4 protein-coding genes are annotated in these 3,014 nt (G+C 68.9%); all 4 read right to left on the bottom strand.

Going from position 1 to position 3,014, the window contains the following annotated elements:
- A partial coding sequence (locus tag Q0X16_RS00170) for a prepilin-type N-terminal cleavage/methylation domain-containing protein (RefSeq protein ID WP_297829284.1) occupies positions 1-556 on the bottom strand: 556 nt, incomplete at its 3' end.
- The gene (locus Q0X16_RS00165) at positions 553-978 is read right to left on the bottom strand and encodes a hypothetical protein (protein WP_297829281.1); all 426 of its coding nucleotides are present in this window, start codon (positions 976-978) and stop codon (positions 553-555) included. The genes Q0X16_RS00170 and Q0X16_RS00165, both read right to left, overlap by 4 nt.
- 10 nt (positions 979-988) lie before the next feature.
- On the bottom strand, positions 989-1,462 hold the full coding sequence (locus Q0X16_RS00160; RefSeq protein ID WP_297829278.1) for a type II secretion system protein: 474 nt from the start codon (positions 1,460-1,462) through the stop codon (positions 989-991).
- On the bottom strand, positions 1,462-3,014 hold a 1,553-nt coding region (locus Q0X16_RS00155), incomplete at its 5' end, for a DUF6701 domain-containing protein (protein ID WP_297829275.1). The genes Q0X16_RS00160 and Q0X16_RS00155, both read right to left, overlap by 1 nt.

The following is a 3,014-nucleotide window of genomic DNA, read 5'->3' as shown; positions in this document are numbered from 1 at the left end:
CGACGACGAAAAAGCGGCCACCGTCATAGGAGGGGGGAAACTGGGTCGCCGCCGACAGACTGATGCGGCCCTGCCCAACGATGGCGCCACCCGGAGCGGGCGGGGACTGCCAGGCCGTTACCGTACCGCGTGTGGCGCCGGTATAGACGTCGTCGGTGTTCTGGTTGCCAATGACGATGAAATCCCCCGCCGCGGGCGCGCTCGACAGGGGCGAGAGCACATCGAAGGCGCTGTCCGGCCCCGACGTGTCGAGCGGATCCGACCCCGCATTCACCACATCGGCAGCGCGGCGATAAAGTCCCCCCGTCCTGCTCGGCACGAACTCGAAGCACTGGTCGTTCGGAATGCGCACCGAGTTGGGAACGGCGCGTCGCACCTCGCGGCCGACGCGGCGCAGCGCGGTGTCGGCCATGGCGGCAAGTTCGGCGCGGCGGCGCGTGTCGAAATAGCTGCTCACTGCTGGGCGGAAAAAAACGGCCACCGACGCGGCGATAATGCCGGTGATAACGATGACGATCGTCAACTCGATCAGGGTGAAGCCGCGTGCGCGCATCATGTCGCCCAGTCCGTGCGGTAGCCGGTGAGCGTCACGCTGTCCGTGCCGTGAGTCACCGTGACGGCGATGCGCTTGGCCGCCACGCCGGAGAGTGCCATGGCTGTCACGTTGACCGACACGCCGTAGCCGGCAAGCGAAGGCAGCACATTACCGTCGATGTCGCAGACATTTGCGGCCGCGTAGCCATTGTAATCGTCGATGTCGTTGTAGGTGTTGCGCGCGCACGGCGCCGGTGCGGTGTTGCCCGAAGGCATGAATGCACGCAGCGCGGCCTCCTCGAGCATCTCCTCGGCGATCGCCGTCATCTGCTTGCGCACCATGGGGTCGGCCGAGCCGCGCACCGACTGCTGGAAGGCGGCGAGTACGCCGGCCAGACCGACGCCGATGACCACCATGGCCAGCACCAACTCGATCAGTGTCATGCCGCGCGCGCTATTCCACATGGCCTGTCGCCCCAAGCACGGTGATCGGCGCCTGGTTGGTTACGGTGAGCGTGAAATTTGTCGGTGTGGCACCGGCGCCGTCGCTGGTGACCGCCCCCGAGGGCTGGAAATAAAGCGGGCCAGCCGGAGCGGCGGCGAGCGCGATGGCGGCCGAGGGCGAAGTCGCCGCCGGCTGCCTGCCGTCGGGCCCGGCGAGCGCGCTGCCGCAGGCGCTGGCCGGATGCGCGGCGGCGATCGTTAGCGCGATATTGTCTGGCGCCACCATGGCGCAGACCAGGCGGCGGTGCGAAACCGCCGTCTTCTGTGCGTGGCGCAGCGCCGCGGCAACCTGGTCGCGGAAACCAAGTTCGCGGAAGAGTTGGCCCGAATCTAGGCGCGGCAGCGCTACGAAGGCGAGGATGCCGACCAGGATCATGATCACCACAAGCTCTACCAGAGTGAAGCCGCTCACACGCACCGGCATCAATAGAGTTCCCTGTTGTAGATGCCCTTGCGCCCCTCGGGGCTGAAGACGCCGAAGGTGGCCATGGCCGAGGGATCGTTGTCGTAGTTGGCGCCCGGCGGCCATTTCGACTGCAGCCAGGCGCGGCCAGCGCCGGTCGCCACGCAGGCGGCGCCGCCCACCGGGTCGGGCCCGAGGTCGGCGCACAGCGTCACGCTGCCCGGCCCGGTCGGCGTGAGCGTGATGTTGCCCGCGCCATTCACGAGCGTGCCCGGCGCCGTCACGGCCCAGCCGACCGGCGTCAGCAGCAGGTTGGCCCCGGCCAGCGCCGTGCAGTTGTCGGCCGCGTTCTTGACCCAGGAGGCGCCGCTCCAGTACTGCGCCTCCACCGGCATCTGGAGGGGCGAACTGTAGCCATACACGCTCGACAGGCGCAGCCGGCCCGAGCGCAACGGCGTCGTGCCTTCGGTATAGCCCGCCGATGACGCGCCGTCGGCGTCGGTGAGACGCAGCTTCAGGGTGGTGGGCGCGGTGAGTTTGCTGGTGTAGGCGAAACGCACCCGGTCGGGTTCCGGCACAAGCGGTGGCGGGGCATCGAAATCCGTCAGGTCGGCCACTCCGGCGGCATAGGTCGCCGCGGGGAGCGTGGCGGGCGTGAAGCTGCCGGCGGCGCCGTTGCCGTCCGCATAGGTGCCGGCCTTCGCCAGTGCACCGGCGTAGTTCACCGTGGTCTGCCCGCCGGCGTTCTTCGCCGTCGCCTTGAGCTTGAACGGCTGGCCGGAATAGGTGAAGGCATTGCTGCAGGCATGCTCGGGAATTTCCGTGTCGAAGTGATGCGGATAGAAGCGCCCCATCGCCGCGCTGTCGGCCGTCAGGCCGAAGTTGCAGCCGAGCTTGCCGTAGTTCGCGTTGGTCGCATAGGTGCCGCTGGTGTCGCGCACGTTGGCATAGCTGTTGGCGATGCAGTCGTTCTTGCTGCTGATGCTGTCAACGCCCGTCCAGCTCGCCGCGCGCAGGGCGTCGCACTGCGCCGCGGTGAGGGCGGCACATTCCGTGGCCGACATCACGCCGTCGAACACGCCGCGGTTGCTGGCGGTATCGCTGGCCGGGTTGTAGCCTCGGAACCGGAAGGCGCCCACCTCGCTGTAGGTGAAGCCGGTGCCGGTGGCCGCGGCGTCGGGCGTGCCGGAAGTGGCCGCCGGGAAGGTGCCGGCGACGCTGCCGAGGGTGGTGGCCGGCGCGACGGTCTGCAGGCCGTTGTTGTCGACCTTCGGCACGCCGGTGTAGCCGTTCGGGTTGCCGGCGATGCCGGCGATGGTGGCGGTGAGGGCGAAGGGATCGCCGCCGGCCTTGAACTTCGGATCGCCCGAGGTGGCGCCGTTGGTGGCGGCGTTGCCGGCCCCGGGCGGCGTCTCGTTCGAGACCGCCGAACTGATCCCGGCGGGGCGCACCGAAAAGGCGTCGGTCGAGCAGGCGGCCGGCGTGGCGGTGAACGCGGAGCAGGCCGCGGTGGTGCATTCGCGCATCACCACGGCAAGGTTCTTCCAGGCGGTGTTGAGCGTGTAATCCCCGG

Source organism: Thermomonas sp. (assembly GCF_025993755.1).
Lineage (GTDB): Bacteria > Pseudomonadota > Gammaproteobacteria > Xanthomonadales > Xanthomonadaceae > Thermomonas.
This window is presented reverse-complemented; position numbering and strand designations above follow the sequence as displayed.